This is a genomic window from Prosthecobacter sp. (assembly GCF_049294395.1).
Lineage (GTDB): Bacteria > Verrucomicrobiota > Verrucomicrobiia > Verrucomicrobiales > Verrucomicrobiaceae > Prosthecobacter.
Genome location: NZ_JBAQCR010000103.1, coordinates 1 through 2,368, shown reverse-complemented (window position 1 = coordinate 2,368; position 2,368 = coordinate 1). Strand labels below are relative to the sequence as shown.

General features: G+C 61.7%; 2 protein-coding genes and 1 pseudogene. All 3 read right to left on the bottom strand.

From position 1 onward, the window contains the following. Positions 1 to 538: pseudogene (locus WAW39_RS06485) on the bottom strand (hypothetical protein); the annotation flags it as partial. Beyond that, the gene (locus tag WAW39_RS06480; protein ID WP_422316976.1) at positions 475 to 1,341 is read right to left on the bottom strand and encodes a transposase DNA-binding-containing protein; all 867 of its coding nucleotides are present in this window, start codon (positions 1,339 to 1,341) and stop codon (positions 475 to 477) included. The gene WAW39_RS06480 and the pseudogene WAW39_RS06485, both read right to left, overlap by 64 nt. Positions 1,342 to 1,767: 426 nt before the next feature. Next, a complete protein-coding gene (locus WAW39_RS06475) occupies positions 1,768 to 2,124 on the bottom strand; it encodes a VOC family protein (RefSeq protein WP_422316974.1) in 357 nt (118 codons plus the stop codon). Positions 2,125 to 2,368: the final 244 nt, after the last annotated feature.

The window sequence follows — 2,368 nt, the reverse complement described above, 5'->3', positions numbered from 1 at the left end:
GCCGCGCGATCCAGCGCACCGCCTCGGCGATGCTGGGTGGACTTGGAGTTTTTGTCTTGAGCTGACGCGTGGCCCAGGCGCTTAATACCGCGCACTCCTCGGCCTCCAGCCACTGGGTCGCGGGCTCCTGCGGCTGCTGGCGCGCGGCATCGCGCAAGGCCATGAGCCTCCAGGCCACGATCAAGTCCAGGCTCAGGGCTCGGCGCAGCCTCACCATGTTGCCCAAACGCCGCGCCTCGCTCTGGCAGCCACTCTTGAGTGTGCGATGGAACACCTCGATGCCCCAGCGCTTCGCATACCACCGCAGCTGTCGTTGAACCTGTGCCGCATCTGCGCAGGGAATGCTCGTGAGCAGCTTCCAGTGCAGAGCCTCGCTGCCTTCCGGCGCGCCCGTCTCCACCGCGTCGATGGCCCAGAGATCCATCGGTGTGCTCGAGCCAAAGAACCGCGCCTTGTCCCGCGGCACCCCCAGCTTCACCGGCGCGCTGCGCAGCACCAGCGTGGCCGTGCGCTCCTTGCGCGTGCCCTGCGCTGGCACCACGATCTCAACACGCGCCAGCTCCTGCTGCGCTTCGAGATGGTCCCACACCACCTCTCCCGTTTCGTGCAGGCGGCGTGCAGGCGGCGTGCATGCAGGGCGCGCACGAGCACGGCACATTGCTCGTCGTGCTGCAGGTTGCTCACAAACAGTTCGTAAAGATCGCTCTCCCGGTCAGCGACGAGCACCAGACGAGGCTGCCTGCCAGAAGCAGCCTGACGCTGGGCCACGATGGCTTCATAAGCGCTGACCCAGCGGTGGCTCTCGCGCTGATCGAGCGCTTTGCGGTTCTTTTGCGCCTGCCGTTGCCGCCGCGAGGGGCCGTCACGCTCGCGCGCCCAGGTGTGGGCATGGAGCACGCCGAGGGCCTCGCCCTGCTCGCTGAAAGCCAGCACGCTGTGCAGCAAGAAGCCCTGCGCGCTGCCATTGCCCTGGCCGATGGGGCCGACCCCCTCGGTGCCAGCATGAGTCGTGTGATTGAAGCTTGTCGTGTCAGCCACGGCCAGCACGACTGCATGGCCGGCCATGCGCCCCCAGGTCGCTTCACGATGACTCTGCCCAATGTCAGCAGCTTCGAGCCGCTCATTGGAGAGCAGACGGTAGGAAGCTTTGGCAGCCGCCTTGCTGCGGCTGCCTTCAGGGATGGAGGCCTGCGGCTGCGCCGCCCAATCTTCAAGCATGATGGCCAAACGTCTCACAAGACGCGGATCAATGCCACTGAGATGCGCCAGCTCGCGTTGCGACCAACCCGCCGCCAATGGACTGCCAATACTTTTGCTTTTCGATGACGTTGCTGATGTCATCCCCCATAGTTTGACCGCGCCTGTTTTTGTACAGCGATCCTTCCTCAAACTTGTGGGTAATAGTTAGGCTGTGTCGCGTCCGTAGATTCCTTCGTCCCGGCGCCGTCTGTCACTCCAGCCTGTCACCCCATTCCTAAAGCTTCCGGCTTTGCCGGGACGAGCAGCGCTCAACGCGTGCGTATACCCCCCGTTGAAATAGTTGAAATAGTTGGAATAGTTGCAGTCTACCCCGTGGCTGATGGCGTGTGGACACCACCCCCCGTTGAAATGGTTGAAAAGTTTGAAGTCTGCAACGGCGGCGACACCGGCCGTAGCACAAGCCTCCAGCTTGCCGGGATGGTCAAAGCTTAGCACTTGCGTCCCCCCCGCAGAAGATGTGGAAATTGCGGAAGTTTCTCCGCTGGCGGCTCGGGCAGCAGCGCAGGGTCAGGCGGCTGCGCGCTGGTAAAACTGGAAGCACACGCCTGAGGGCGCGATCATGTGAAACTCGCGCCTGCCCCAGGGCTTCATTTCAAGCGGGCCGACCCGGGCCGGGATCGCCTGATACTCATCGTAGAGGGAATCCAGGTCAGAGACGCCGATGCTGAAGCTCGCGTTGTCCGCCCAGTTCTGGTTGTCGTTCACGACGAGGTTGATGGACACGCCGTCGCGCTCGATGCCGGCCATGCCATCGCCCTGCCAGAGAATGGAGAAGCCCATGTGGTCCGCGTAGAAAGTGAGCGCCTCCGCCAGGCTGCCGCAGCTGGGGATCATGGGAGTGATGGAGTGGAAGGTGGGTTTCATGGAGGAGTGTCTGAAATAATCCTGTGAATCATGCCATTCTGTTAATCCTGTCATAACTGGCACCGCATTACCCACCACTTCCAGCTTCATCTTGGCTCGAAGCTGATTTTGACAGGATTCACATGATTCCAGCATTTCAGTATTCGGATGCAGGCATGCAGGTCTCATCTGAAATAATCCTGTGAATCATGCCATTCTGTTAATCCTGTCATAACTGGCACCGCATTACCCACCACTTCCGGCT

Bases quoted from the DNA above. Each gene is read 5' to 3' on its own strand.
- WAW39_RS06475 (WP_422316974.1), bottom strand. From the start codon at position 2,124: ATGAAACCCACCTTCCACTCCATCACTCCCATGATCCCCAGCTGCGGC.
- WAW39_RS06480 (WP_422316976.1), bottom strand. From the start codon at position 1,341: ATGACATCAGCAACGTCATCGAAAAGCAAAAGTATTGGCAGTCCATTG.